The organism is Butyrivibrio proteoclasticus B316, assembly GCF_000145035.1.
GTDB lineage: Bacteria > Bacillota > Clostridia > Lachnospirales > Lachnospiraceae > Butyrivibrio > Butyrivibrio proteoclasticus.
The window spans coordinates 2,817,723-2,844,575 of record NC_014387.1 but is presented as its reverse complement, the minus strand read 5'-3'; the positions used below and the strand labels follow the sequence as shown (position 1 = coordinate 2,844,575).

The 26,853-nt window shown below is 41.6% G+C and carries 20 protein-coding genes; 16 read left to right on the top strand and 4 right to left on the bottom strand.

Going from position 1 to position 26,853, the window contains the following annotated elements:
* Nucleotides 1–115 precede the first annotated feature (115 nt).
* Nucleotides 116–4,261, bottom strand: coding sequence for a glycoside hydrolase family 16 protein (locus BPR_RS11760; RefSeq protein WP_013281712.1), 4,146 nt, complete (start codon nucleotides 4,259–4,261; stop codon nucleotides 116–118).
* 128 nt (nucleotides 4,262–4,389) lie between these two features.
* A complete protein-coding gene (locus BPR_RS11755; RefSeq protein WP_013281711.1) occupies nucleotides 4,390–5,568 on the bottom strand; it encodes an ROK family transcriptional regulator in 1,179 nt (392 codons plus the stop codon).
* Nucleotides 5,569–5,805: 237 nt separating this feature from the next.
* On the opposite strand from BPR_RS11755, the gene ptb reads away from it, so the two are divergent.
* The 6 genes from ptb to BPR_RS11725 all read left to right on the top strand — a co-directional run bounded on the left by ptb (nucleotide 5,806) and on the right by BPR_RS11725 (nucleotide 13,339).
* The gene (ptb, locus tag BPR_RS11750) at nucleotides 5,806–6,732 is read left to right on the top strand and encodes a phosphate butyryltransferase (protein WP_013281710.1); all 927 of its coding nucleotides are present in this window, start codon (nucleotides 5,806–5,808) and stop codon (nucleotides 6,730–6,732) included.
* 20 nt (nucleotides 6,733–6,752) lie between these two features.
* The gene (buk, locus tag BPR_RS11745; protein WP_013281709.1) at nucleotides 6,753–7,817 is read left to right on the top strand and encodes a butyrate kinase; all 1,065 of its coding nucleotides are present in this window, start codon (nucleotides 6,753–6,755) and stop codon (nucleotides 7,815–7,817) included.
* A 188-nt stretch (nucleotides 7,818–8,005) separates the two neighbouring features.
* Nucleotides 8,006–10,570: a preprotein translocase subunit SecA gene (gene secA / locus BPR_RS11740; protein ID WP_013281708.1), complete on the top strand. Its 2,565-nt coding sequence runs from the start codon at nucleotides 8,006–8,008 to the stop codon at nucleotides 10,568–10,570.
* 27 nt (nucleotides 10,571–10,597) lie between these two features.
* On the top strand, nucleotides 10,598–11,740 hold the full coding sequence (gene prfB, locus BPR_RS11735; protein WP_013281707.1) for a peptide chain release factor 2: 1,143 nt from the start codon (nucleotides 10,598–10,600) through the stop codon (nucleotides 11,738–11,740).
* A 139-nt stretch (nucleotides 11,741–11,879) separates the two neighbouring features.
* Complete coding sequence (locus BPR_RS11730) at nucleotides 11,880–12,299, top strand: hypothetical protein (RefSeq protein WP_013281706.1); 420 nt, start codon at nucleotides 11,880–11,882, stop codon at nucleotides 12,297–12,299.
* A gap of 5 nt (nucleotides 12,300–12,304) precedes the next feature.
* Nucleotides 12,305–13,339: a glycoside hydrolase family 43 protein gene (locus BPR_RS11725; RefSeq protein WP_242662162.1), complete on the top strand. Its 1,035-nt coding sequence runs from the start codon at nucleotides 12,305–12,307 to the stop codon at nucleotides 13,337–13,339.
* 49 nt (nucleotides 13,340–13,388) lie between these two features.
* Here the strand turns inward: BPR_RS11725 and BPR_RS19950 are convergent, their stop codons facing one another.
* Nucleotides 13,389–14,471 (bottom strand): GGDEF domain-containing protein, encoded by a 1,083-nt coding sequence (locus BPR_RS19950; protein WP_013281704.1) that lies wholly within the window; start codon nucleotides 14,469–14,471, stop codon nucleotides 13,389–13,391.
* 214 nt (nucleotides 14,472–14,685) lie between these two features.
* Here BPR_RS19950 and BPR_RS11715 point away from each other — a divergent pair, with 214 nt between their 5' ends.
* From BPR_RS11715 to BPR_RS11705, 3 genes are all read left to right on the top strand, one after another.
* Entirely contained in the window at nucleotides 14,686–15,633 is a 948-nt protein-coding gene (locus BPR_RS11715) for an AAA family ATPase (protein ID WP_013281703.1), read from the top strand.
* A gap of 112 nt (nucleotides 15,634–15,745) precedes the next feature.
* Nucleotides 15,746–16,789: a DUF58 domain-containing protein gene (locus BPR_RS11710; RefSeq protein WP_042257009.1), complete on the top strand. Its 1,044-nt coding sequence runs from the start codon at nucleotides 15,746–15,748 to the stop codon at nucleotides 16,787–16,789.
* A 160-nt stretch (nucleotides 16,790–16,949) separates the two neighbouring features.
* On the top strand, nucleotides 16,950–18,224 hold the full coding sequence (locus BPR_RS11705) for a hypothetical protein (RefSeq protein WP_013281701.1): 1,275 nt from the start codon (nucleotides 16,950–16,952) through the stop codon (nucleotides 18,222–18,224).
* Here the strand turns inward: BPR_RS11705 and BPR_RS11700 are convergent.
* Entirely contained in the window at nucleotides 18,149–19,345 is a 1,197-nt protein-coding gene (locus BPR_RS11700; protein ID WP_013281700.1) for a YncE family protein, read from the bottom strand. The genes BPR_RS11705 and BPR_RS11700 overlap by 76 nt on opposite strands.
* 250 nt (nucleotides 19,346–19,595) lie before the next feature.
* Here BPR_RS11700 and BPR_RS11695 point away from each other — a divergent pair, with 250 nt between their 5' ends.
* From BPR_RS11695 to BPR_RS11665, 7 genes are all read left to right on the top strand, one after another.
* Nucleotides 19,596–20,579 (top strand): glycosyltransferase, encoded by a 984-nt coding sequence (locus BPR_RS11695; protein WP_042257007.1) that lies wholly within the window; start codon nucleotides 19,596–19,598, stop codon nucleotides 20,577–20,579.
* Between the two features lie 54 nt (nucleotides 20,580–20,633).
* Nucleotides 20,634–21,737: a CDP-glucose 4,6-dehydratase gene (gene rfbG / locus BPR_RS11690; RefSeq protein WP_242662161.1), complete on the top strand. Its 1,104-nt coding sequence runs from the start codon at nucleotides 20,634–20,636 to the stop codon at nucleotides 21,735–21,737.
* Nucleotides 21,738–21,760: 23 nt separating this feature from the next.
* Entirely contained in the window at nucleotides 21,761–23,125 is a 1,365-nt protein-coding gene (gene rfbH, locus BPR_RS11685) for a lipopolysaccharide biosynthesis protein RfbH (RefSeq protein ID WP_013281697.1), read from the top strand.
* Nucleotides 23,126–23,165: 40 nt separating this feature from the next.
* Entirely contained in the window at nucleotides 23,166–24,080 is a 915-nt protein-coding gene (locus BPR_RS11680; RefSeq protein WP_013281696.1) for an NAD-dependent epimerase/dehydratase family protein, read from the top strand.
* A 174-nt stretch (nucleotides 24,081–24,254) separates the two neighbouring features.
* Complete coding sequence (locus BPR_RS11675; RefSeq protein ID WP_013281695.1) at nucleotides 24,255–24,593, top strand: hypothetical protein; 339 nt, start codon at nucleotides 24,255–24,257, stop codon at nucleotides 24,591–24,593.
* A gap of 45 nt (nucleotides 24,594–24,638) precedes the next feature.
* Complete coding sequence (locus tag BPR_RS11670) at nucleotides 24,639–25,796, top strand: glycosyltransferase (RefSeq protein WP_042257005.1); 1,158 nt, start codon at nucleotides 24,639–24,641, stop codon at nucleotides 25,794–25,796.
* Nucleotides 25,797–25,912: 116 nt separating this feature from the next.
* Nucleotides 25,913–26,641, top strand: a complete 729-nt coding sequence (locus BPR_RS11665; RefSeq protein WP_013281693.1) for a hypothetical protein — start codon at nucleotides 25,913–25,915, stop codon at nucleotides 26,639–26,641.
* Nucleotides 26,642–26,853: the final 212 nt, after the last annotated feature.

Here is a 26,853-nt window from a genome sequence, read left to right as displayed (position 1 = left end):
TAAAAAGGGCATCGCACCTGATGATTTATCATTCATCAGGGCGACGCCCTTTTTTGAGCTATTCTTTGTCAGAAACAGCTTATTCGTTTACAGCAAGGTAAGCTTTTACTTTTTATCATTTGATAAGAACACCGTTTTTATTAAAAGTATACTTTTTGAACAACAATCTGATGGATGTGTTTTTGAGCATATGGCCCTGGATGTTAAAATAGTGAATTCCATCCGGAAGCTCTACAAAGCTGCTCTTTACAACAAGTCCAAGCTTATTTACATAGTAGGTATATCCACCATCTTCAATCAGAGTGTTGAACTGCTGAATACCATCTTCGTTAAAGTAATACTCGAGCAGGAGAAGTGACTTAAAACCTGTAACCATGTGACCGTTTATATCAAAATAGTAGGTTCCCTTTTTGGTAGTTACAAAGGATGCTCTTACCATGGCTCCGCTTGATCCAAAGTAGTAGGTGTGATCACCAAGAGTGAGCATTCCCTTGTATTTGCTGCCATCACTAAGGATATAATAGGTTATTCCCCATCTCGTCTTAAAACATCCTGTAGGTACTTCCGGCTTATCAGGAGTATCAGGTGTTTCCGGAGTTTCTGGCTCGGTTGGGGCATCAGGCTCTGTTGGAGCAGGATTAAATATACCGTCATCGATATCTTCTTCGTTATCGGAGCCGCCTGACTCAGATGTTTCTTTTACAAGTGTCATGGACACGTTTCTGAAGTAGAAACTCATATCACCGCTAGCTGCACTGTCACCAAAACCAAAGTCAATGTGGCAGTCATCCATGGATGCGCCTGCTGTAAGGACTGTCTCGTAGGTGTAGAAACCATCTTCCCCTGCAGTCATTTCCTTGGAATCAACCTGAACAACATCCTGAACAACTGTCCAGCTTCCACCGTTTTCCTGAACAATGTACTTAAATGTTCCATTGCTGTTTCCTGTTATCTTGTAGTCAAAAGAAAGCTTATATTTAAGACCAGCAAGAACAGAGAAGTTGCTGCTTCCTATCTGAGGTGAATACCATGTGGAGCCGCTTGCAATACCGTGCATGCTGTGAACATTGTTCTCATCTACGTCTATTGTAATACCTGAACCTGCACCGCTGTCACCTGTCCATGTTGTGTCATCATCAACAGGATTTTCATCAACTACGGATGCCTGATTGTCGCCGTGCATTGTTACATTATCAATCTGTACACTTGTACCCTTGGCAAAAGAAAGGACAACAGCGCCGTTTGCAACGTCTTCAGTAGTTGTGATGCTAAGAGTATATCTCTTTACATTTCCAAGGTCCTTGTATGAAGCTTTGGCGTTTCCAAGCTCTTTTCCTAATACCTGATCTCCATTCTCATTTGTAGTAACTTCGTGGAGAGAAGCTCTTACAGCTGATTCTGAATCTGAATACAGGTCAAAAGAGAGATTGTAGGTGTCAGCAGTCATTTTAATACCGCTCTGGTATATAGTTGCTGAAGCTGATGCGTCAGCGGAAACCTGACCTCTTCTCTCGTAATACTTGATTCCGTCGGGAATGTTCTCATAGTTACTCATGGAAGCAATGTCTTTAACTCTTACGTCATTGTCTCTTAGAGCTGAGAGAGTATATCTTGGAACAAGGAGAGTAGTTCCGTTTGCTGCTGACCAATATCCGGTATGGCCGTTCCCCTGATCGAAAGTTCCGTTGAATATCATGTTTCCGTCTGCAAGAACGCCGTGAACACCACTTTGATCAATTGTTCCAAGTGCGGAAGGATCAACAATTTCGACTTTGACATTCGAAATATATACAGTTCCTGTTCCCTGACCACCAATATTGAACTCTATTCTGCAGTTGTCGAAATCTTCTGACTGTGCAAAAAGGAAAGAGTTGTGAGCAGGTGCATCAGTAAGGCTAAATGCCTGGATTCCGTAGGTGCTCCAGCCGGCATATTCTTTGGAATCGCAGTTTACCTGTTTACCTACAAGAGAACCCTCTGCATAAGTGTCATAGGATACTTTGTATACATAGCCTGCCTTGGCATTGTAATGGCCGATGAGCTGAACGCCATAGTCCTGGCTGCCCTGACCGGTTACGTTAACTTTAGCCCAGGTTGTTCCGTTTTCATCTACAACTGTTTCTGCATTTGCGCTTGCATCTGACTGATTTGAAAGGAACCATTTTCCGGATCCGATTGCCTGTGAGTCATCGTGACCACCACCTGTGACATCAAGGTTTTCAGATGAAATATCAGCTATCTGGTTTATACCCTGGTAATTTGCCCAGTCATCATGGACACCACCATCAGCAGATCTTGATGCGCTGTCAGGGTATCCGTCTGATTTCTGGAAGCAGCGGATATAGTCAACGTACATGTTGATATCATCCTGGAAATCTGCCTTGTTAGCAGAACCACCGAACTGACCGCTGTCTACAGCAAGGTTTAGTATCATGTAAAATGGTGCATCAAATGGAGCATCAAAGCCCAGTGAATCAGAAGCACCGGAAATAGCACTTGACCAGTTGGTGGATGAATAGATTTCTTTTCCATCATAGTAGAAGGTCATCTTGCCTGGTTCCCAGTCAACAGCATAGGTATGGAAATATCTGATGTCTGAGTCGAGGGCTGTATATCCGCTTCCCTTGTATACATGGCTCGGAACGCCCCAGTGGAGTGTTGAACAAGCCTCATTGGTTTTTGTACCTGTTGTTTCGAGAATGTCAATTTCTCCGGATACAGGCCATCCTCCGTATATAGATGTGCTCTGAGGAAGCATCCAGAAAGCAGGCCATGCCCCCTTACTCTGAGGAAGGGATATTCTTCCTTCTATGTAGCCATAGGTACTGTTAAAGAGCTCTTTAGTCGCTGTTGTTGTACGGATTCTTGCAGAAGTGTAGTTCTTTCTGCTCTCAGATGCGTAATTATATCCGTTTTCTTCATAGGAAGCAGTAATACGAAGAAGTCCGTCAGGATTTCCGTCTCCGTCAAGGTCCTCGTTTACAGAGATATTTTTGGCATCACTTGTGTAGCATTCAAGCTCGTTGTTACCCCAGCCGTAATTGCCGCAGTCAGTAGTTCCGTCGCCCAGCTGATATCCCCAGTTATCAAGGTTAAGACCTGTATTGCCATCTACATTTGATGAGCCATAGTTGCCATCAAATTCATCTGCCCAGATGAGGTCATAGCCTTCCTTGTATGCACCTGGGTCTGCATAGTCATAAAGGTCGTTATCATCAGCTGCAAAGTCATATTCAAGACCTTTTGAGCCGTTGGCAGTACCGCCTGATAATGTTATGTAATTGCCGCCTGAATCACAGATTCTGAGGTTTTCGATTGTAAGATCACCTGATAGATTTGCAGGCTCTCCCTGCATCTGTCCAAGAGCAATATAAAGAGTGTTGTTTGAAAGCTCGTTCATTGTTGCAGTAGCTGAATATTCATAAGTCTTTCCGGCTTTAAGATCGATAAATTCATAAACCTGTCCGGAATCATCAAGCTTAATAAGAGCTTTTTTGTCGATTGAAGATGTGAGATCAGCGGATAAAGTGTAGGTTTCTCCTACAGATAGTCCAAGGTTTTTGATGATATACTGAAGTCCCCACTCGCCATTCCAGCCATAGCTGCCTGCAGTGATAAGGGCTTTTGTACCTGTTTCTTTGATAGTTGCATTTACTCCTGCCCAGTCACTTCCAACGTACAGTTCACTTTCGGCATCAGCAAGGCTGATAGCGCCTTCTTTAAGCTGTACCTGCTCATTTTCGTTATTATCGTCTGGGGTCTCGTTACCATCACCGCTTCCAGGGGTATCAGGTGTTTCTGTGCCTGGAGTGTCGGGACCAGGGTTTTCGGGAGTAGGTGTTTCGGGATCCGGATATTCCGGATTTGGTTCTTCTGACGGTTCACCAATAGTAACAGTTGCAGTAACTGCACCTGTGAGTTCGTCACCAACCTGGCCCTGAAGCTCGATCAGATAGACTCCGTCCGCATACTCGTCGGGATACCAATGATATCCAAGTTCCTGATCGGTATAGACTTTTTCATAACCGTTAGATGCGCAGGAGATAGTAACAGTGTACTTATCATAACCTGCTGCGCCCCAGACAAAACCAATTCCCTGATTTTCGTCGTAAGCGGCTACCTGCCCAAAAGGGAGAGAGAGGCTTTCGTTGACAGGTCCCATGGCTGCCATAACCTGCAGACTTGTTGCCGAGACAGACGACAACGAGAGGGCAAATGCCACTGCTATGGCAAGACGCCCCTTCAAATTTCTCTTTTTCATACCTAAATACCTCCTTTAAATTTAGGAATACTCCACAATACAAATCTAGTTTAAAGGAGGCAATAGACGAATTTTAGTTCACATATTTTAGTTAAGTTTCTTTTTTACAGGGGTGATACAGGAGAAGATCAAAAAAGTGCAGATGCTATATAAACTGCCGCAGGACCGATGTATGACTCCCGGCCTGCGATAGCAGAATAGATCAGTCTGTTATTATCATAAGCAGGATCATAAGACTTGCATGCATCTATCAGTTTGTCACGGATAAATCGGTCTTTAAAAAGACTTCCTGCAAGTACGATCCTGTCAGGGACTATGATAGTGCATGCATTTACTATGCTTCCGGCAAAGTAATCCATGATCTGATCAAGGCGCTTTTGGGAACTGATATCAGCTTTTTTATAACAGGCGCCAAAGTCCTCCGAACGGAAATCTGATATTTTCAAAATATCTGCAAGGTAAGATGAAGAAACATAAGATTTAAGGCACCCCTTCCTTCCACAGCTGCAGAGAGGACCGTCTTTTTCTACTATAAAATGACCGAGCTCTGCTGTTTTGCCGTGTCTTCCTTCATAGACAATAGAGTCTACGACGATAGTACTTTCAAGCTCAGGGCCCCATTTTATAACAAGAAGGCTATCGTACTGTTTACCTGCGCCAAACAGTATTTCTGCTGTGGCAAAAGCATTTACGCTGTTGGAAACCAGAATAGGAACATTCAGATGGAGCTCATCAGACAGAATGTCCTTGACCGGGACAGGCTGATCCCAGAGACCATAGGAATTCTGCGCTGTGCCGCTTTTCTTGTCTATGATTCCAGGCGTACTTACGCTTATGCAGCTGAGTTTTTTTCTGCAGGCTGATGAAAGGCTCTGGAAAAGTCCGAGAGTTTCCTGACAGATATCATGTAAAAAAAGCTGTGGCTTTAATTTACTCTGGGTTTTAAATTCTCTGATACTGGGATTATTGTGTGAATCAGTGACGAGCTCACCATTGAGATTACATATGGCGATTGTGGTTTTTTGCGTATCTATGTTGATCGCACAGATTATCTTTTTGTCATGGTCTATATCAAGAAGAACTTTTTTTCGCCCCTTAAGTCCAGTGCTTTCGGAAACAGAACCTAGTTCTGTTAAGATGTTTTCGTCAATCAGTTTAGTTGTTATCTGTGTGACTGAAGCTGCTGTAAGATGCGTCAGATCAGCGATATCCTTGCGAGACATAGGACCGTTTTCGTTTATGCATTTTAGAATAAGCGAACGGTTTTCTTTTTTGACGAGCTCGAGATTAATACCATTTTTTTTCATACCTTCCCCCCGAATATATAGCGTTGTGGCATTGCCGGTGTAACCTCTCCCCAAAGATAAAACGGCAATTAATTAAAAGCTATAACCAAACGAATTATAGCATGGCTACATGGCAGAAGTAAAAATTAAATTTACCTAAAGATGTACAAAGGCATTGAAATAAATAATGGCGAGTGTTAAAATTTTGTCATATGGCGAGTTCGTTGGACTAATAACGCAAAATGGAGGTTTTATAATATGAGTAAGAACTTTGACGATATCCTGGCCAAGCTCAAGACTGCTGATACCAAGAAGATGTCAGTAGCTGTAGCTCAGGATACACACGTACTTGAGGCAGTTAAGGTTGCCAAGGAGAGAGGAATCGTTGATTCTATCCTTGTTGGTGACAAGGAGCAGATCGAGGAGAAGGCTAAAGAGGTTGGAATGGACCTTGCTGATTACGAGATCATTGATGTTAAGGATACTATCGAGGCTGCACGTACAGCAGTTTCACTTGTACATGATGGCAAGGCTGATATCTACATGAAGGGTGCTCTTGAATCCAAAGATTTCCTTAAGAGCGTTCTTGATAAAGAGGTTGGACTTCGTACAGGTCGTCCGCTTTCACACGTTTGTGTATTTGAGATTCCTGGCATTGATCGTCTCTTATTCCTTACAGACGTTGCTTTCATGCCATACCCAACACTTGAGGACAAGAAAGTTATTATTGAATATACAGTAGAAGTAGCAAGAGCTTGTGGCGTTGAGTGCCCTAAGGTAGCTCCTCTTGCTGCAGTAGAAGTTGTTAACCCTAAGATGCCTGTTACTGTTGAGGCAGCAGAGCTTACAAGAATGTGTGAAGAGGGCGAGATCAAGAATTGTATCGTTGACGGACCTCTTTCCATGGACCTTGCAATTGATCCTGAGGCAGCCAAGCATAAGGCAGGCGCTCTTGATCGTAAGATCGTTGGTGATGCAGATATTCTTCTGTTCCCTGACATCCACGCAGGAAATCTTACATACAAGACAATCGTAAGACTTGCTACAGTCAAGAATGGTAACATACTTACAGGAACCAAGGCACCGGTTATTCTGACATCAAGATCAGACTCAGTTGAGGTTAAGGTTAATTCTATCGCTCTTGCAGCAGTTGTTGCAGAGGACAAGAAGAAGGGAATTCTGTAATTAGGAAAAGGAGATTAGTCATGATAAAGAGTTTGATCATTAATCCAGGTTCTACATCTACAAAGGTTGGTATCTTCGAGGACGAGACTCTTGTTAAAGAGGAAACTTTAAGACACAGTACAGAGGAGATAGAATCCTATGCATCAATCATTGATCAGAAGGATTTCCGCAAGAACATCATTCTTGATTTCCTCAAAAAAGAGAACATCGACATTAAGTCTTTTAACGTAATCGTAGGAAGAGGCGGCCTTCTTCGTCCTATTCCAGGTGGCACTTACGAGTGTACAGACGCACTTCTTGAAGATCTTAGAAAAGGCGTTCAGGGACAGCATGCATCTAACCTTGGTGGTATTCTTGCAAGAGAGATCGGTGATGAGATCGGAGTTCCTTCATACATCGTAGATCCTGTAGTAGTTGATGAGATGGAGCCGGTAGCTCGTATTTCAGGTGTTCCTGAGATTGAGAGAGTTTCAATTGACCACCCTCTTAACCAGAAGGCAGTTGCCCGCAGATATGCCAAGGAAATCGGCAAAAAATATGACGAGATCAGCGTGATCGTTGTTCATATGGGCGGTGGTACTTCAACAGGTGTTCACAAGAACGGCAAGATGGTTGATGTATATGCAGCACTTAATGGTGACGGCGCATTCTCACCGGAGAGAGCAAATGGTATTCCTGCCAAGGCTCTTGTTGATATGTGCTTCTCAGGCAAGTACACATATGATGAGATGAAAAAGAAGATTGTTGGTTATGGCGGACTTAATGCATACCTTGGAACCAACGATATGAGAGAAGTAAACAAGATGTGTGATGAGGGCAACGAGAAGGCTATCCTTGTTCGTGACGCTTTCATTTACCAGATCTGCAAGAATATAGGCGCTTGCGCTACAGTTCTTAAGGGTAAGGTTGATCAGATCATCCTTACAGGTGGTATTGCTTACGGTCAGGTTATTACAGACGCTATCAAGGAGCGTGTTGACTGGATATGCCCTGTTACTGTTTATCCTGGAGAAGATGAGCTTCTTGCTCTTGCTCAGGGAGCTATCCGCGTACTTAACGGTGAAGAGAAGGCTCAGCAGTACTAATTCATAACAGAATAAAAATCACAAAACCCTCGATTTCATGTTAGCTGAAATCGGGGGTTTTGATATGGTTGAATAGTTGGCGTAAATCTGCTACAATGTGCAATGGACTTTTGCAATTATATGGGGATTACTATGCCCTTTTCAGCATATAATAACAGGCCAAATCCTTATGCATTGGGAGAATTATTATGAGTATTATTGACAAGATTATAGGAACACACAGTGAGAGAGAACTTAAGCGCATCCGCAGTACTGTTGATGCTATTGAGGCTATGCAGCCACAGATGCATGCACTTTCAGATGAGGAGCTTCGCGGCAAGACCGAGGAGTTCAAGAAGAGGCTTGCAGATGGCCAGACCCTCGATGATATCATGCCTGAGGCATATGCAGTAGTTCGTGAGGCAGGTAAGAGAGTTCTTGGAATGGAACACTTCAGAGTACAGCTTATTGGTGGTGTTATTCTTCATCAGGGACGAATTGCGGAGATGAGAACCGGTGAAGGTAAGACTCTTGTAGCTACACTTCCTTCCTATCTTGATGCTCTTGCTGGCAAGGGTGTTCATGTAGTAACAGTTAACGATTACCTTGCTAAGCGTGATGCTGAGTGGATGGGTAAGATTCATGAGTTCCTTGGTCTAACAGTTGGTGTAGTTCTCAACAGTATGACTTCTGAAGAGAGAAGAGCGGCATACAACTGCGATATTACATATGTAACCAATAATGAGCTGGGATTTGATTATCTTCGTGATAACATGGCAATCTACAAGGAACAGTGTGTTCTTCGTGGACTCAACTATGCGATCATCGATGAGATCGACTCTATTCTTATTGATGAAGCCAGAACTCCTCTTATTATTTCCGGTCAGAGCGACAAGTCTACCAAGCTCTATGAGGCATGTGATGTTCTTGCCAAGCAGATGACTCGTGGTGAGGATATGGAAGACCTGACCAAGATGGATGCCATCATGGGTATCGAGAGAGAAGAGACAGGTGATTTCATCGTTAATGAAAAGGATAAGATCGTAAACCTTACAGCACAGGGTGTTGCCAAGGTTGAGAGATTCTTCCGTATAGAAAACCTTGCTGATCCTGAGAACCTTGAGATCCAGCACAACATCATCCTTGCTCTTCGTGCAAATAACCTTATGCAGAAGGATCATGACTATATTGTTAAGGATGACGAAGTCCTCATTGTTGATGAGTTTACAGGACGTGTAATGCCGGGACGTCGCTATTCAGACGGTCTTCACCAGGCTATTGAAGCCAAGGAGCATGTTAAGGTTAAGAGAGAGTCCAAGACTCTTGCTACTATTACTTTCCAGAACTTCTTTAATAAGTTTGAGAAGAAGTGTGGTATGACAGGTACAGCTCTTACTGAGGAGAGAGAATTCCGTGATATTTACGGACTTGATGTTATCGAGATTCCTACTAACGAGCCTGTTATCAGAATAGATCATCAGGACGCTGTATATAAGACCAAAAAAGAGAAACTTAATGCTATCTGTGATGCAGTAGTAGAAGCTCATGCTAAGGGACAGCCTGTTCTTGTCGGAACTATCACTATTGAGTCTTCTGAGGAAATCAGTAAGCTTCTCAAAAAGCGTGGCATTCAGCATCAGGTACTTAATGCCAAGTTCCATGAGATGGAGGCTGAGATCGTTGCTGAGGCTGGTAGAAAGGGCGCTGTAACAATAGCTACCAACATGGCAGGACGTGGTACTGATATCAAGCTTGATGAGGAAGCAAGAGCAGCCGGTGGACTTAAGATAATTGGTACAGAGAGACACGAGAGCAGACGTATTGATAATCAGCTCCGTGGTCGTGCCGGTCGTCAGGGAGATCCGGGTGAATCCAAGTTCTATCTTTCACTTGAGGATAATCTCATGCGTTTGTTTGGCTCTGAGAGACTTATATCTATGTTTAACGCACTCAAGATACCGGATGGACAGGAGATTGAGCATTCATCTCTTTCCAAGGCTATTGAATCAGCTCAGAAGAAGATTGAGTCTAATAACTACGGTATACGTAAGAATCTTCTTGAGTATGACCAGGTTAACAACGAACAGAGAGAAATCATCTATGCAGAGCGTAAGAAGGTTCTTGATGGAGAATCACTTCGCGATTCTATCTACAAGATGATCACAGATATAGTGGAGGCTGATGTTCAGACAGTAGTAGGTGAGGAGTCAGATCCTGATAATTGGAATCTTCAGGAACTTAATGAGCTTCTTTTGCCTACAATTCCTCTCAAGAAGATCAACAGAGGACGTATTGATAATCTGACTAAGAGTGGTCTTGCCCAGCAGCTCAAAGAAGAAGCTGTTAAGCTCTATGAGGCTAAAGAGGCAGAGTTCCCTGAGCCTGAGACCATTCGTGAGATTGAGCGAGTTATTCTTCTGAAGGTTATCGACAGAAAGTGGATGGATCACATTGACGATATGGATCAGCTCCGTCAGGGTATCGGACTTCAGGCTTATGGCCAGAGAGATCCAAAAGTTGAGTATAAGCTTGCCGGATATGAGATGTTCGATGATATGACCAAGGCTATCAGAGAGGATACAGTAAGACTTCTCTTCCATGTTCACATTGAGGAGAAAGTTGAGCGTGAGCAGGTTGCCAAGGTTACAGGAACTAATAAGGATGACAGCGTTGCAAAGGCTCCTGTTAAGAGAGTTGAAGCTAAGGTTTATCCAAATGATCCATGTCCATGCGGCAGTGGTAAGAAATACAAGAACTGCCACGGCAGGGTCTAAGGTTTTATAGAATGGAGTTAGAAATAAATGGTAATACTTGATCAAATGAAAGTTGAAATTCAGAATCTGAAGGGTACTCTCGATGAGGTTACTGCTTCTCTTGACCTTGGAACCAAGAAGAAGATAATCGAAGAGCTTTCTCGTGAGATGGAAGAGCCTGGATTCTGGGATAATGCTGAGAAGGCTAACAAGAAGACCAAGGATCTTAAGAACATGCAGGATCTTGTGGCTGATATTGAGAGACTTAATAGCCAGTACACAGACATTATTGATCTCATTGATATGCAGAATGCAGAGGGTGTAGACGATGATGATATGGCAGCAGAGATCAGATCTGAGCTTGATGAGTTTGAAGAGAAGCTTGAAAATATCCGTATCAGCAATCTTTTAAATCAGCCTTATGATAAATATGATGTAATTCTCAGACTAAATGCAGGTGCAGGCGGAACTGAGGCTTGTGACTGGGCTTCAATGCTGTACAGAATGTACACAAGATGGGCTGAGAGAAAGGGCTTTACTACAGAAGTCCTTGACCTTCTTGATGGAGATGAAGCTGGTATTAAGTCAGTAACATTCCAGATTTCCGGAACTAATGCTTATGGACTTCTTAAGTCAGAGCACGGCGTACACAGACTTGTCCGTATCAGTCCTTTCAACGCACAGGCCAAGAGACAGACATCCTTTGTATCCTGCGATGTTATGCCTGATATTGAGGAAGATTTGGATATCGAGATCAATCCTGATGATCTTAGAATTGATACATATCGTTCATCAGGTGCCGGTGGACAGCATATCAACAAGACTTCATCAGCTGTTCGTATTACTCATATTCCTACAGGTGTTGTTGTTGCCTGTCAGAATGAGCGTTCACAGTTCCAGAACAAGGACAAGGCTATGCAGATGCTGAAAGCCAAACTCTTTATCATGAAGCAGGAAGAGCAGGCTGCCAAACTTGCCGGCATTCGTGGTGAGGTTATGGACAACGCATGGGGCAGCCAGATCCGTTCTTATGTCCTTCAGCCATATACTATGGTTAACGATACTCGTACAGGATTTAAGGCTTCTAATGCAGATGGCGTCCTTGATGGTGAGCTTGATCCATTCATCAATGCATACCTTAAGTGGCTTGCAACAGGTGGTAAGCCTGTCGGAGATACATCCGAAGAATGATCATAAATTAAATAATTCGCATGAAGTGAGCAGTGTATTGCCAATATCTAGGGAGTACACTGCTTTTTTTATTTGTATAATCATATGGTGTGAAAATAAACTTTTGACACCTACATCATATAACGAAGGAGCTTGAAATATGGGGAACTGGGGAGAAGACCTGGACTATGAAGCACAGGCAATCAAAGATTATGAAGGGAGATTTACAATAAATTTCAAAAAGATATACATGGATGTAGATGAGATATCTGAGAGGACTACAGAAGTTACAGATACCCATCCTAAGGATTCGCTTATGAAGCTATGGGGCGGAACAATGGTGGGAATGCTTATATTATTTGTCTGCTCTTATTCGTATTTTTCTTTTGTAATGTTGCCGTTTATGGCATTTTATCTGGTTGCATTATTTAGAATATCCAAATGCTGGAAAAGCTTTAAGTATAATGTTGCTCAGTTCTGGGGAATGACTATTGCTGCACTTATTATAATATTTGCTTTATCAAAGGGGATTCAGCTTTGCATAGGATTTATACGAGCATTATTGTTTGCCTCATTGTAATGCAAATGGGGTGCGGAACTGACAAACAGATAAATGATACTGATACCAGATCAGATGAGATAGTACAGGGATTAAAAGAGACAACTAAGGAGATAACTATGACAGAAACTATGACAGAAGAAAAGACATTTCACAAAAATCCGATCATCAAGGATATTTACACAGCAGACCCTGCACCTATGGTGTATGGAGATACACTGTATTTATACACAACTCATGATGAAGATGAGCTTGTAAATGATTTCTACACTATGAATGACTGGCGTTGCTTTTCCACTAAAGATATGGTTAACTGGACAGATCATGGGGCTATTTTTTCACTGGATGATATAGGCTGGGCAGATGCAAGAGCCTGGGCTCCACAGGCTGTAGAGAGAAATGGTAAGTTCTATTTATACTGCCCTGTTCACAAGAGAAATGGCGGAATGGCAATAGCTGTTGGCATTTCAGACAGCCCTACAGGCCCATTTAAGGATCTTGGATATCCTCTTGTTGATGAAGGAGACTGGAACGATATTGATCCTACAGTGTTTATAGATGATGATGGACAGGCCTATCTATACTTCGGAAATCCTGAACTTAGATATGTACTTCTCAATGAAAATATGATCACCTATGACAAGGAAGTTGGAATTGTTAAGGTTCCTATGACAGAAGAAGCCTTTGCCAAGGGAAGTCATGATACAGGAACATCTTACGGCGAAGGACCATGGTTCTATAAGAGAAATGACCTCTATTACATGGTTTATGCTGCGTTTGGCGTTGGTAAACAGAATGAACATCTGGCTTATTCAACATCAGATTCTCCAACAGGTCCATGGAAATATGGCGGAGTACTTATGACTGAGGAAGGCGGAGTATTTACAAACCATCCGGGAATTGCAGATTTTAAGGGACATTCATATCTCTTTTACCATACAGGAGATCTTCCGGGAGGAAGCCTTTTCCACAGAAGCGTATGCGTAGCAGAGTTCACATATAATGAGGATGGAACAATAAATCCAATACCGAAATGTGATGGGGTTGAAAAGATAAACTGAATTAAAAAATCCTGCAGGGTAAATTCCTGCAGGATTTTTTTACTGTTTTTTAAACAACTACAACTTTGTTTCTGCCAGTGTTTTTGGCTTTATATAACGCGTGATCAACGTTCTGTATAGATTTACTAAAGTCACCGGTGTATCTGGATACACCAACAGAAATTGTAAATGGAACAGGTGTGTCGGTTGCGGATTCAATGTCGCGTCTGAACTGTTCCATTCGGGCGCAGGCATTGTTTACATCACAGTTTTTGAGGATAATGACAAATTCTTCTCCTCCATATCTGATTACGTAGTCATCTTCGTGAGTACCTTTTGCAAGCTTCTGACCAATGTACAATAGAGTAAGATCTCCGGTGTAGTGACCATGCTCATCATTTACCTGCTTAAAATGATCAATATCAAGCATGGCAATAGCTACAGGCCCTGCTATATCTTTCAGCGCATTCTTGGTGATTATTTTTTCAAGGAGATGCCTGTTGTAAACCTGAGTTAGCGGATCGGTGATCATGGCAAGCTCCAGTTCCTGGCGCGTACGATAGTGATCAAGATAAAAGAGCATTAGTAGAGCATGGGATACAAATACGGCAACCATCAGCGGAAGCTGGAGTGCAAGTATTATGTCCAGATTTGAATAGTGGTTAAAGGTATTTGAAATAAGTATTTCTAAAATGAATACAACCGAAGAAAGTAGAGTTTCCCTTGGTCTTGCGACAAATCCCACTGTCATGAACATTACATTCATGATAATGAAACCTTCACTTGCATGTATTCTGTCATCCAAATGGTAAATTGCCCAAATTGTTGCAAGCACTATGCAGTGAGCAAGTAAAAAGTCCATGAAGACAACAATTTCCCGTTTTTTGAAGAAATGAGTTATGATAAAAAAGATTGCAAGAGCCAATAATGCAGATAATCTGGGAATTAAGGTTGGTAAAAAAGATCCGTTTAAAAGATAGTCAGAGACTATATAAGTAATCGAAGCGAGGACTCCGGCCACAAGGCTGATTCCTACATAGTTCTGATAATAATCACACTTGGACTTATAAAAGTCCGCGCGATCTTCATCATCCATAGAACGGTAATCTTTATAAAGGTCGATTAACGTCCTGGCATTTGTTAATATTCTCATTATCCACCCCTCAAGTCACTGACATAAATCTGACAGTGACGTCGTTCACTATATATTGTACTAATAAAAATGAAATAAAGGAAGTGTAAAAAAAAGATTAATTGGGGTATGATTATATATAGTCACCGCTCAAAAGATGGAGCATGTGCCTTAAACAGGGCATGAAAACGGTTGCAAAAAAGTTGTGGGAATACAAAAAAATCGGGGATAAAAAATGAATAAAATAAAAGAAGTATGTTCTAACATTTCTAAAATCATTGTCGGAAAGGATGAGACAGTTCTTTTAACTATATGTGCTATGGTTGCCGGCGGACATGTCCTTTTAGAGGACGTTCCGGGAACCGGAAAAACTATGCTTGCCAAGGCACTTTCGAAATCTACCACAGGTACTTATAACAGAATACAGTTCACACCAGATCTTTTACCTTCTGATATCACAGGTCTTAATGTTTATCAGGCAGGCAAGGGGGAGTTTGTTTTTAATCCGGGACCTGTTTTTTGTAACATTCTTCTCGCAGATGAGATCAACAGGGCAACTCCCAGAACTCAGGCAGGACTCCTTGAGTGTATGGAGGAGAGACAGGTTACTATTGATGGTGTGACCAGAAAACTGGAGGAGCCGTTTTTTGTAATAGCTACCCAGAATCCGATTGAGACCAGTGGAACCTTTCCTCTCCCGGAGGCTCAGCTGGACAGATTTGTCATGAAGCTTTCTATGGGATTTCCTGGCAAAGAACAGGAGCTTGAAATACTGAAGAGATTTCAGGAAGGAAACAAGTCTGAGAAACTTGATGAACTTGGAGCTGTCGTGACAACGGAAGATATTGCAGTGATGAGAAAAAAGGCTATGAAGGTTGAGGTTCATCCTGATCTTATGGCATATATTACTGACATTATAGATGCGACAAGAAACAGAACAGATGTTAATTCCGGTGTAAGCCCAAGAGGAAGCCTGGCTCTCTTGTATTGCGCCAAGGTTTTAGCATATGCAAATGACAGGGATTATGTGACACCGGAGGATATCAAGACTCTGGCTGTTCCGGTCCTGGCTCATCGCCTTATACTAAACGGAGGCTATGGCGCTTCGGGAAATGCTAAGAGCATAATTGAAGAAATTCTGGCAGAAGTTCCTGTGCCGACAGAAAGTACTATTTCCCGATAAATACTGATTACGGACGGAAATTACAATGCCAATAATATTGATACCCATAGTGTTATTTCTTTTGTATATGGCGCAGCGCCGCATCTTTAACAGGTACTGGCAGAGAGGGCTGATGGCAGAACTTAGCTTTGACCAGGAGGCAGTTTCAGAGGGAGATGAGGCTTCACTTACAGAAGTCATAACCAATAGAAATTTCATACCGCTTCATATACTACAGGTGAACTTTCAGACTGATGTGGGACTGTTTTTTAAGGATACGACTAATGCATCTGTAACTGACAGAGTTAATGTAATAGATGTATTCAGCTTGCGATTCTATGAGAAGATAACCAGAAATCTTTTGATGGATTGCAGGAAAAGAGGTTTCTACAATATTTTGCAGACTTCACTTGTGGCATCGGATCTTTTTAGCCCGGATATCCACTACGCTGACAGAAAACAGAGTACCAGTATGTATGTGTATCCCAGACTTATGCCGACGGATAAGATAGATGTTCCTTTTCAGCAGCTGATGGGAGAAGTTCAGTCCAGAAGGTTTCTGTATGAGGACAATTTTACTTTCAGAGGAATTCGTGATTACGCTCCAACAGACCAGATGTCTGATATTAACTGGAAGGCAAGTGCCAAAACCGGTGCGATGAAGGTTAATCTCCACGATTATACTTCAAGTCCGGAGATCGTGCTTGTTCTTAATGTGGAAGAACCGGGAATCCTGTTTGAGATAGAGCTTATTGAGGACTGTATCAGAATAACAAGAACTCTTGCTCTTAAATTTATTCAGTCGGGAATTCCGGTATCTCTTTTGACTAATGGTAAGGATAAGGTCACGGGGGAAATGATCAGACTGGAGTCAGGATCTTCCATGGACCATAACAGGAACTTTTGCAGAGCTCTTTCAAGGATTGATCTTACTAAGGAGACCGGAGATATAGAGGCTTTGGTCAGGGATGAGCTTCATGGCGGAAGAAATGCACAGGTTGTTTACTGCCTGATATCAACCAGCAGAAGAGATGGCGTGGTAAAGGCTTCCAGGGAGTTGTGCGATGAAAAGGGAAAACTTGTGTGGATATGTCCTTTGACTAAGAGTATGGATATGAGAGCACCTGATGATTCAAGGATTAGCTTTGTTAAGATAATGCACGATAGTTATCTGTGAGATTAGTTTTTATGATATAGGAAATTTCTCCGAAATTCCTATATCATAAAAAACGCTCCGCTATGGATGCGCACTCGCGCGATAGGTAAATGTTGCATAAATGCAACCGCGCTCGGCGCGAGCATGTTGCAAGCAACATGCTTTCTTGTTTGAGGAAAATATGCATAAGAGAATAGAAATACTGCGGATAATCAATAATATACTGATAGTTACTGTAATAGCGACTGTGGCACTTATGACTATGCAGCTCAAAAAAGTTCCCGCAATAGCCGTAGTTAATGTTACACTTGCACTTTTTGTGCTTTTTTCCGAAGCTATTTCTGCATTTGTAAACAATCTTGTGGCCTTTCTTGCTGCGCACGGACTGGCAATGGCTCTTTGCAGCTATATTTCTTTTTCCGGAAATCACAGATTACTTGCAGGGGATTTCTTTGCCGGGGTTTATTTGACCAGTGTAATACAAGTTATGCACATTATGGCGATAATCATTATTACGATAATTGCTATTTATGCAAGACTTGATGGAAAGGGACGTTTTTATCCGACTATTTTTGAGGGCTTTTTATTTATCGGCTTGTACCTTTTATGCCTTATCACCGGTGAGAAAACGGCAACTGTTTTTGTTCTTTTTTCTGAGGTGATCTGGGGGATACTTTGTATTATCTTTTACAATGCAAGGCAGACTATTGGCGCTCTTGTAACCTTCAAGGACAGAGATTTTATTCCCTATGATTCTATTAAAAGAACTAACGGCCTAATGCTGAAGCTGTCTCTTGCTGTGGCATTTGTGCTTATGCTTACATGCACTTTAATTGATTACGGAAGAGAAGTTATGGCAGTGCTCAAAGCCGGCATATCTGCGCTGCTTCGTTTTGTTTTCTCTTTTCTTAAATTCGAGTCTCAGGAAGAATATGATGTTCCGGAAACTGCAATGAGCAGCGGTGGCGGAATGTTTACCCCTGAAGAGTATGTGGATAATTCAATCTGGCATACCCTATGGCAGATACTGTTCTGGATTGTTGCGATAGTAGTGACAATCGGAGTGATCATCCTGTTCGTAATGATGATAAAAGAGTTTTATAAACTGTTTAATTCTTCGAGGAATAATATAAAAGACAGACTGGCAAGAGATAAGATAGAGTATTTAAGCCCCTGGTCCGTACCTTCAAAAGTCATTTCAGGTAGTGACAGTAGCCGCATGAGAATAAGGGACAGGTTGTCACCTTCCGGCAGGATCAGACTGCTCTTTACCCGCTATATAGAAAAAAATCGTGGCCTTAATGATATAAATGGCTCCGATACACCTCTTGAAATGGAAGAGAAAATAATTTCCGAAAGAGAAGCATCAGCCTACAAGCTCTATGAAAAGGCCAGATACAGCTCCAACGAGATTACACAGGCAGACCTCCAGACCATGAAGAAAATCTGCAGGTAGTCATGACCACCGCCTCGTAGCCTCCAGACCATCATTGCGGATGGTGGGCGATAAGTTAGTAGATGGTCTGGACATCTACGATTTTGTTGTCCTTTACCTTGAAGCTCCAGATCTGGTGGTCCTGTGAGTCTGTGCTCTGTGAGGAAGTAGGTGTCGTCTACGTTTGAAATGTAGTAAGGAGTTCCACCACCCACAAAGTATTTACTGTAGATATCTTCATAGTTTCCTGATTTGAGGTCATCTATGTCATGTGCTCTTACGATCGTAGCTACGTTCTGGTTTCCGCTGAGATCAGTTGATGTTGAGAAGTAGTAGTAATCGTCTATCTTTGTGATCTGAACCATTCCGGCCAGATTATCAGGAACGTCATAGCTCTTTTTAACTTCCAGAGTATCCAGGTCGCAGCAGTAGATCTTGGCTGGAAGACCCTCATCTGAAACACCTGATACAAAGTAAATATCACCATCTATTATGGAAAAAGATCTAACGTAAATGCCATCAAGAATAGAAATCTTTCTGATATCTGTTATATACATTCTGCTGGAATCCGCTTCCTGCCTGATGCAGTAAAGCTCACCTGTTGTAGAACTCCATACATAAAAGGTATCGGTTGCCTTATCATATACTGTGTAATGAGGGCGGTTTCCGATGTTGTAGATTGTCTGTGTGTTAATGAACTTGCCATCTACCATCTCAAAGATAACGACTCTGTTATTTTCTGTATCATCACACATATAAACTTTTCCGTTGCTGGCTATAGTGTGCGGCTGTGTGACATCTGATGTCATGATGTACCAGTCTGTGAGCGGAGCCCCAAGGTTATCAGAGTAGATGATCCTGTTGTGGTAGCAGTCAACGATAAACCAGTAGTCCCCAAACTTTGAAATATATGTTGGAACGCTCAGCTTGGTATCAAAATTTTTGATTGGTTCATAGTTTCTTGCATACTCTTTGGGATTTTCTCCTGCAGCTGTCATTGAAGATATGACAAGATAATCCTTCCCGTCAAAGGGAGGAACTGACGCAACCGCATTATCTGACTGAAAACTGCAGCCACAAGCTGCACATATACAAATTATTATTGAGGATATAACTAATCCATATCTGATAATTCTGCTCATATATTAACCACCTTATGGGATCATACTTATATTACTTGCCCGAAATCAAAAAGAAATCTTAATTTCTATAGAATATTGAATGCCCTCGGAAATTCAATAGTCTATGACATTTTCGCACGTTTGTGACAAAAAGTGAATACTTAGTTACTAGTTGAAAAAATATCATTAAAACGATAACATTAATATGTATTCATGTGCGTATGAGCAGTTTGAAATTCAGCGTTTGGATGTCCCTAGCAGGAGGTGCGATGTGATTACTATCATTTTATGTATGATCGTTAAAAATGAAGAAGCTTGCCTTGGAAAATGTCTTGATTCTCTAAAAGGAATTGTTGATGAGATGATTGTCGTTGACACAGGCTCTACGGATAATACTATTCAGATTGCCAAGGATAAGGGTGCCCAGGTCTACAATTTCAATTGGACAGGGGATTTTAGTGAAGCCAGAAATTATGCTTTTTCGCTTGCTAAATGTGACTATATATACTCTGCTGACGCTGATGAAGAGATAGATGAAGATAACAGGGAACGTTTCATCAAGCTCAAAGAAGATATTGACGAGCTCAACGTTGATATAGTTCAGATGTACTATTGTAATCAGTTGGCATTCAGGACGGTCTATAATTATGACAGAGAGCTGCGCCCCAAGCTGTTTAAGAGAATCCGTGAATTTGTATGGGTTGATCCTATTCATGAACAGGTTTTGTTAGAACCTGTTGTGTGCGATAGCGATATCGAGATAATCCACAATCCCAGAGAAAACCATTCCGGAAGGGACCTGGAGACTTTTAGAAATGCCGTAAGAGAAGGCAGACGAATTTCCAGAAGACTTCTTGGAATGTATGCAAGAGAATTGTTTCTTGCGGGATCTGATGAAGATTTCCTGAATGCAAAAGAGTTTTTTACAGAGGCAACGCTTGATAATAACAGAAGCCTTGATGAGATAAAGGAAGCCAGCTGCGTACTGGCCCATGTTGCTGTGCTTGAAAAAGATGCCGATGCGATGTTAAAATACTCACTTAAGGATGCCATCACTGAAATGTCCAGTGAGATGTGCTATGAGCTAGGCAATTATTACTACAACAAGAAGGACCTTGATGAGGCGATTGTGTGGTATTATAACGCAGCTTATGAGTGCAGCAGCATTCTGGATATTAGAAAGAGCAGAGAGCTTCCAAGACTTGCTATTGCCAAGTGCTATAGAGAACTCGGCAATGAAGAACAAGGCTCTTGACTACGAGAGAGAAGCCTCTGATGTCTTAAATGAGGAATAATGAGGAGATTTTTAATGCTTGATTTTTATAAGGGAAAGAGAGTATTTATTACCGGCCATACCGGCTTTAAAGGAACATGGCTTACCAAAGCGCTGGTCATGGCTGGCGCAGAGGTGTATGGATATTCATTAAAACCCGGAGTTAACGAAGATATTTTTTCCAAAGATTATCAGGAAAAAGAAGTAAGTGAGAATCTGTACGACATTTCCGGTGTTGATAGTCAGATACATTCATGCATAGCTGATATCAGAGATTTTGCCAGGTTAAAAGAGTTTTTTGACGAGGCAAGACCTGAGATAGTATTTCATTTAGCTGCCCAGCCTATAGTAAGGGACAGCTATCAGAGTCCCAGATATACTTATGAAACTAATGTCATGGGTACAGTTAATATCTGTGAGTGCGTTCGCACATCTGACACTGTCAGATCTTTTTTAAACATCACAACAGATAAGGTTTATCAGAATAATGAATGGGAATGGGGATACCGTGAAGATGAGAAGCTTGACGGATATGATCCATATTCGAACAGTAAGTCATGCTCTGAGCTTGTGACTCATTCATATATCAATTCTTTTTTCAGAGACAGAAAGATAGCAGTATCTACCGCCAGAGCAGGCAATGTAATTGGAGGAGGCGATTTTGCCAAGGACAGGATTGTTCCGGACTGCGTAAGAGCCGCCAGGGCAGGAGAAAAAATAGTCCTTAGAAATCCTGATTCTACAAGGCCTTTCCAGCATGTACTTGAAGCTCTTTCAGCATATCTTTTGATAGCTGAGCTTCAGTATGAGGACTATTCCAAGGCTGGCTTTTATAATGTAGGACCAAATGAGAGTGATGCAGTAACTGCATATAGAATTGCTTCGGCATTTGCTGATGAGTGGAATGCTCATCTTGATGGTAACAGGAAGGAGCTGCTGATAAATATTCAGTCAGATGGCGGACCTCACGAAGCTAACTATCTTAAACTTGACTGCTCCAAAATAAAGAGTAGACTTAATTGGGCTCCAAAGTGGGATATTGATATGGCAGTTAAGAAGACTGTGGAATGGACAGATGGCTATTTAAACGGCCATGGCACCGAATCTTTGGAGAAACAGATCAAAGAGTATTTTGAATAATTATTTAATGGTAAGGAAGAAATATGAGTAAGGATTTAATTGAAGAGAAGAAAGCAAGACAGGAAATATTTGATAAGGTTGCAGAGTATTACAAGAATTTCCTCAAGGCAGACACAGAGAGTTTTACTGAAGGCGACAGGATTCCCTATGCAGGAAGAGTGTTTGATGAGAAGGAAGTAATAAACCTTGTTGATTCTTCTCTTGATTTCTGGCTTACAGCCGGAAGATATACAGATGAATTTGAGAAGAGATTTGCGCAGCTTCTTGGAGTTAAGTATGCCAATCTTGTAAACAGCGGATCTTCTGCTAATCTTATTGCGTTTATGGCTCTTACAGCTCCTGAGCTTGGCGACAGACAGATCAAAAGAGGCGATGAAGTAATCACAGTTGCCTGCGGATTCCCCACTACAGTTGCTCCTATTATGCAGTATGGTGCAATTCCTGTGTTTCTTGATGTTACAGTTCCTGAGTATAACATCGATGTTACTGATCTAGAGGCAGCTCTTTCTGAGAAGACCAAGGCAGTTATGATTGCTCACACTCTGGGCAATCCTTTTAACCTCGGTGAGATCAAGGCATTTTGTGATAAGCACAACCTCTGGCTTGTGGAAGATAATTGCGATAGCCTTGGATCTGAATATACGATTGATGGTGAAACCAGATATACAGGAACCTGGGGAGATATCGGAACTTCAAGCTTCTACCCTCCACACCACATCACAATGGGTGAGGGCGGCTGCGTATATACCAATAATGCACTTCTTAATAAGCTTATTAAGAGTTACAGAGACTGGGGAAGAGACTGTGTATGTCCTCCCGGAAAAGACAATTTCTGTGGCAGAAGATTTGATGGTCAGTTTGGCCAGCTCCCTGTTGGCTATGACCACAAGTATGTATATAGCCATCTGGGATATAACCTTAAGGCAACAGATATGCAGGCTGCAGTTGGATGTGCACAGCTCGATAAGCTTGTTGGCTTTGCTGACAGCAGACGTCATAACTGGGAGAGACTTCATGAAGATCTTGCAGATCTTGGCGATGTTCTTATCCTTCCGGAAGCTTCCAAGGGAAGCAAACCTTCATGGTTTGGCTTTATCATGAGCGTGCGAGAAGGTGCTGTGGATTCTAAGGGAGAGCCTGTTACAAGAAACAGGATAACAAGAGCTCTTGAGGATAACAACATTCAAACAAGACTTCTGTTTAGCGGCAATATCATAAGACATCCGGCTTTTGATGAGTATAGAGATACGGATGCTTACAGAGTAGTTGGTGACCTTAAGACTACAGACTTTATCATGAACAATAGCTTCTGGGTTGGAGTATATCCGGGACTTAATGATACTAAGATTGATTTTATAGCAAATGTGATCAGAAACGCCCTGCGATGAGTTAGTGGTTGATAATAGTGATCATAAGAATGGAAATCACATGAAAATTGCGATAGTTACAGGTGCTTACGGGTTTGCAGGAGCAAACCTTGTAGAGCACCTTTTGAGTAAAGATTATAAGGTGTATGCGGTTGGCAGAAGAAATTCTTTTCACAACGAAAGATTTCAGGATGCACCGGCTGATAGACTTATCAAGGTGTTTCTGGAAATGGAAGAGTATGATAAGCTCCCTGAAGAAATAGGGGAGAAGGCGGATTTCTTTTTCCACCTGGCCTGGGGCGGGGGAAGAGAAGACTTTGAAGTCCAGATGAAAAATGTGGATGGTGCTTTAAAGGCTATAGAAGCAGCTGCAAAGATTTCTAAAGATATACGCTTTGTTGGAATCGGTTCTCAGGCTGAATATGGTATAAAGTCAGATCATGATTTTATCACTGAGGATATGAGACTTGAACCTTTTTCGGCTTATGGGTCATGCAAGGCAGCAGCTTTTTATCTTTTGAGGAATAGAGCAGATCAGCTTGGGATAGACTTTATCTGGGGCAGAATATTCAGCCTTATAGGAAAATATGAGCCTTCAGGGCGAATGATCCCGGATCTGATAGCCAAACTTTCAAGAGGAGAACAGGTGAGACTCTCATCCTGCGAACAGTACTGGGATTACCTTGACGCTGAAGATGCTGCGGCTGCAATCGAGGCACTGGGAAACAGAGGAGTGGCTGGAGAAGATTACAACATAGCCCACGGTGATTTCAGACCTCTTAAGGATTATGTCATGGAAGTAGCAGACATCATTGCTAATGAAAAAGGCAGAGAAGATACTCATAAGCTTATTACTTTTGGAGATAAGGCGTCTCCTTTTATTTCACTCAGACCTTCGGCAGAGAAGATTAAAAGAGACACAGGATGGGCACCTGAGGTGGCGTTTGAGAATACGATAATGAAGTATGTTATGTGAACTATAATACGAATAAATGTATGTGATATAATGTTATATATAACTGAAATGTAAGGAATATAGGCATTAGTAAAAAGTTGTAAGTAAGTGAGGTATCAGTAACAGAGATATAAGTACTGATATATGGGCAACTGATACATTAGGAACTGATAGCAACAAGCTGAGGACTTATAAGTGTTTGACAAGTTATCTGATCTTATTTCCCAGGGCGAACTTCAGGATGCGTTATATGAGTTTCAGGATGAGTATTTTCACATTAATGAGAGAACTCCTTCTGAGGCTGCAAGGCTATGCGTATTGGAAGCTTCCATCTGGGAGGGACTTAACGATGGTACAGCTGAACTTACTGCACTTTATAATGGCCTTCATTATGATCATACTAATTATGAAATCTATTATATGCTCGGCCTCTATTACATGAATATAAATGTAAACTGGGCATATCTATGCTTGGAAATGGCTCTTGATTACTGCACTGATGATGGAGATGTGCAGATAATGAGAGCTCTTTGATATGTCAGAAACAGGCCGGACTGTAGGGTCAGAAACACAAGTGTGATGATCCTGTCTTATAACGATCTCGAACTTATTCAAATGTGTATAGATGCAATAAATCAATATGCTCCTGCAAGAAGTGAAATAGTTGTTGTGGATAATGCCTCAACTGAAGAAGGGGTTATAGATTATCTTAAAGAGGCAAGCAGAACATCACGGCTTAATTTTACGCTGGTGTTAAACGATGAAAATCTCGGTTTCCCTGCAGGTTGTAATTTGGGAGCAAAAAAATGTGCTCCGGGAAACGACATTTTTTTCTTGAATAATGATGCGATAGTGACGCCTTTATCACTTTTCTGGCTCAGAATGGGGCTTTACGATAATAGGAACGTAGGAGCTACAAGCGCCTTTTCAAACAGCGCATCTTTGCAGGAAATAGATGCCCTTTCTTTTAAACCTTTTGTAGATGATAAAAAAGTTTTTGAGGCAGAAGGAGCATGGCATAAAAAGCTTGGAGCAGCCAGGGCATATAAGGCTTTTGAGGATTATGCATCTGAAAGGGTGCCTGTTTATATTAATCCATATGTCAAAAGTTTCAGGCTTACGGGTTTTGCGCTTTTACTGTCGAGGGAAGCTATATTTGCTGTTGCACCTGACCTTCAGGTGTTTGATGAATTCTTTTCGCCTGGGTATTTTGAGGATGACGATCTGGGAATAAGGCTGTCAAGTGCAGGATTTCAGGAGTATATTTGCAAGAACAGTTTCATATATCACAATGGCGGAGGTGGCTTTGAAGGGCACGCGGATGCAATGGAAAAAGGCCGTGAGAAATTTGAGAGCAAGTGGGAGTTTGATATATGGAGCTATAGCCTTCCGTGGGAGTCAGCTTGTGAAGAAGTTATAAGACTTTCCAAAGAGAAAAAAGGCATGCTGAGAGTTCTAGACTTTAGCTGCGGCCTTGGAGCAAATGCCTCATATATTAAAAGCAGGACAACAAATGTGTTTATTGCGGGGGTGTGTGCCAATTCTTTTGCGGCTGCAGTGGCTGGAAATATAGCTGATGAAACAGCTTTTGGTGATGCTAATACCACAAGGCTTCCTTGGGATGATCACTCTTTTGATGCCGTCATTGCAGAGAAAGCTTATGTCAGCAGGGGGCAGATTGGAAGATTTCTTTCTCCGGACGGCATCAGTATCTGTGAAGATAAATATCCGTTTTGACATATAGGTGTTGACAGCTATTCGATTTTAATATACATTTGTATTTCATTTTTTCTTAATAAAAGAGTGAATGAAATTATGATATTATTAATTGGAACTAGTAGAGGAGATGGCACATGAATTGCCCTAACTGCAATAGCGTACTTCCTGATAAAATGAATAGTAAAATGAACTTCTGTCCAATCTGCGGAGGGAAACTTTTTGAAGACGGCAAGGAGTACATGATAGAAATCTGCTGTACTGGGCAGAGAAGTCTTGATGGCGGAACGATTATGCTGTTCTTGGATGATACCTCGCTTTATGAGATAGAGCCCGGCGATAAAATTTATCTGAAGCTGAGATCAGGATTTCATACATTTAAATTCAGACACAGGATCAGAAATAAAACAATCCAGCTGCTTATTTCTCACAACTATACAATCCGTGTTTACTACAATACGCTGAGCAGCCTCATAGAGACTATTGTAAATGAGGCGGATGATAGTCTGTATGGATCGATCTTTGCAAATGTTCAGATAGCCCAGCCGTCTATGGTTTCACCTGATGGACAGAGAAGCTTTGATGTAATGCTTGGAGAGGATGATCCGGAGTATGAGATAAGTGCAACATCAGGTTTTAAGCAGGGAATTTTGAGACTGTTTGCTGAACGCCTTGAATTTAGCAGTGAAAAAGATTTTAAAAAAGAAATTATTCAATATAATGATGTTGTTGCTATAAATAAGAAAATGGGTTCTTTAGATATTCAATGTACGGGAAATGTCCACAAAGTCTACATTATTCCGAAAGATATCTACAACGAAGCGTTGGCATTTTTGAACAATAGAGTGGCTGATGTACAAGGCTGATGAACAGTGATGAAGCAGACAGTGCGATTGCACTGTTTGTTTTTTCGTATATAAGAATATGAATTGTATCGAAAATTAATGAGCGTAAAAACGTCATTAACGGTAAAATGTCTTTTATTGTAACAATGAATTGTGAAAAAAGTGTGAACACTTTCGCAAATTCTTGTTATCGGTTACATTTTCGTTAAAATGCCAAAAAACAGTCGGCAATC

Coding starts and splice junctions, on each gene's coding strand:
- ptb (WP_013281710.1), top strand. CDS start 5,806: ATGAGTAAGAACTTTGACGATATCCTGGCCAAGCTCAAGACTGCTGAT.
- BPR_RS11725 (WP_242662162.1), top strand. CDS start 12,305: ATGGGGTGCGGAACTGACAAACAGATAAATGATACTGATACCAGATCA.
- rfbG (WP_242662161.1), top strand. CDS start 20,634: ATGCTTGATTTTTATAAGGGAAAGAGAGTATTTATTACCGGCCATACC.
- rfbH (WP_013281697.1), top strand. CDS start 21,761: ATGAGTAAGGATTTAATTGAAGAGAAGAAAGCAAGACAGGAAATATTT.
- BPR_RS11670 (WP_042257005.1), top strand. CDS start 24,639: ATGATCCTGTCTTATAACGATCTCGAACTTATTCAAATGTGTATAGAT.
- BPR_RS11705 (WP_013281701.1), top strand. CDS start 16,950: ATGCATAAGAGAATAGAAATACTGCGGATAATCAATAATATACTGATA.
- BPR_RS11755 (WP_013281711.1), bottom strand. CDS start 5,568: ATGAAAAAAAATGGTATTAATCTCGAGCTCGTCAAAAAAGAAAACCGT.
- BPR_RS11730 (WP_013281706.1), top strand. CDS start 11,880: ATGGGGAACTGGGGAGAAGACCTGGACTATGAAGCACAGGCAATCAAA.
- buk (WP_013281709.1), top strand. CDS start 6,753: ATGATAAAGAGTTTGATCATTAATCCAGGTTCTACATCTACAAAGGTT.
- BPR_RS11680 (WP_013281696.1), top strand. CDS start 23,166: ATGAAAATTGCGATAGTTACAGGTGCTTACGGGTTTGCAGGAGCAAAC.
- secA (WP_013281708.1), top strand. CDS start 8,006: ATGAGTATTATTGACAAGATTATAGGAACACACAGTGAGAGAGAACTT.
- BPR_RS11715 (WP_013281703.1), top strand. CDS start 14,686: ATGAATAAAATAAAAGAAGTATGTTCTAACATTTCTAAAATCATTGTC.
- BPR_RS11700 (WP_013281700.1), bottom strand. CDS start 19,345: ATGAGCAGAATTATCAGATATGGATTAGTTATATCCTCAATAATAATT.
- BPR_RS11710 (WP_042257009.1), top strand. CDS start 15,746: ATGGCAGAACTTAGCTTTGACCAGGAGGCAGTTTCAGAGGGAGATGAG.
- BPR_RS11760 (WP_013281712.1), bottom strand. CDS start 4,261: ATGAAAAAGAGAAATTTGAAGGGGCGTCTTGCCATAGCAGTGGCATTT.
- BPR_RS19950 (WP_013281704.1), bottom strand. CDS start 14,471: ATGAGAATATTAACAAATGCCAGGACGTTAATCGACCTTTATAAAGAT.
- prfB (WP_013281707.1), top strand. CDS start 10,598: ATGGTAATACTTGATCAAATGAAAGTTGAAATTCAGAATCTGAAGGGT.
- BPR_RS11665 (WP_013281693.1), top strand. CDS start 25,913: ATGAATTGCCCTAACTGCAATAGCGTACTTCCTGATAAAATGAATAGT.